Raw genomic sequence first — 1140 nt, 5'->3', positions numbered from 1 at the left:
GATCATGGCCCCGGCCAAGCAGATCGTCGACAACGCTGGCGATGACGGCGCTGTCGTGGTCGGCAAGCTGCTCGAGTCGAAGGACTACGCCTACGGCTACAATGCCCAGACCGGCGAGTACGGCGATCTGGTCAAGGCCGGCATCATCGACCCGACCAAGGTCGTGCGCACGGCGATCCAGGACGCGGCTTCGGTCGCCGGCCTGCTGATCACCACCGAGGCGATGATCGCCGAGCTGCCGAAGAAGGACGCCATGCCGGCTATGCCGGGCGGCGGCGGCATGGGCGGCATGGACTTCTGATCGAAGTCCATCGCTTCTCGCGAATACGACGGAGGCCCGGCGCAAGCCGGGCCTTTTTCATATCTGCCAGCCCCTGGCTCTGCCTCGGTGCGCGACAGCGGCCCGACGCGTCACGCAACCGCCATCCCGCCGTAATCGCGCCGTCGCGTCCCGCTGAGCAAATGACGCTCACTGTTTCAGGGGCCAGATATGCTCACACGTCGCACCATGATTGCCGGCCTTGGCGCCCTCACCTGCCTTCCCGCGCTGGCCCAGAGCGACTGGCGCCAGAGCATCAAGGAAATCCGCTTCGGCGTCTCGTCGGCAGAACATGAGGCGGGCGCGATCGCCCGCAACCAGCCGGTGATCGACTATCTCACAGGCAAGCTCGGCGTTCCCGTGAAACTCTATCGGGTCAGCGACTATGCCGGCCTCGTCGGGGCACTGCGGGCCGACCAGCTCGAGTTCGCCCGCTTCGGGCCCGCGGTCGACTCGCTCGGCCGGCGTGTCCTCGGCGACAAGCTGCAGCCTCTGTTCCGCGACATCGATAACAACGGCCAGGAAGGCTATTACTCGGTCATCGTCGTTCGTGCCGACAGCCCCTACAAGTCGAGGCCGTGTGCAAACGCGCTATTGGGATGCCTGAGGTGTGCGCCGCGTCGTCTGCGGGTGAAGTTGGACGAGAGTCGCGGCGACCCTTTCAGGTCCGCATCGCCAGAATGAGCGGCCCAGCGCCAAGGATGGCGATCACTCTCTTCAGATTGTAGGCCAGGACGTGGAGGCTCATCTCCGTACTGACGTTTTTGAGGGACTTGGTCTTGAAGTGGGTCGCTCCCATCCAGGCCTTTAAGGTTCCGAAA

Annotated in this window: 2 protein-coding genes and 1 pseudogene; 2 read left to right on the top strand and 1 reads right to left on the bottom strand. The window is 64.5% G+C overall.

The window, feature by feature from the left end; translation table 11 throughout:
- Together AC1DW9_RS36670 and AC1DW9_RS36665 are read left to right on the top strand one after the other, a co-directional pair.
- On the top strand, positions 1-301 hold a 301-nt coding region (locus AC1DW9_RS36670; RefSeq protein ID WP_476855420.1), incomplete at its 5' end, for a TCP-1/cpn60 chaperonin family protein.
- Positions 302-490: 189 nt separating this feature from the next.
- Positions 491-1003 (top strand): PhnD/SsuA/transferrin family substrate-binding protein, encoded by a 513-nt coding sequence (locus tag AC1DW9_RS36665; protein ID WP_476777578.1) that lies wholly within the window; start codon positions 491-493, stop codon positions 1001-1003.
- On the opposite strand, the pseudogene AC1DW9_RS36660 reads toward AC1DW9_RS36665, so the two are convergent.
- Positions 981-1140, bottom strand: a pseudogene (locus tag AC1DW9_RS36660) (IS5/IS1182 family transposase); the annotation flags it as partial. The gene AC1DW9_RS36665 and the pseudogene AC1DW9_RS36660 sit on opposite strands and share 23 nt — an antisense overlap.

Source organism: Allobosea sp. P4_E12 (assembly GCF_056401655.1).
This window is presented reverse-complemented; position numbering and strand designations above follow the sequence as displayed.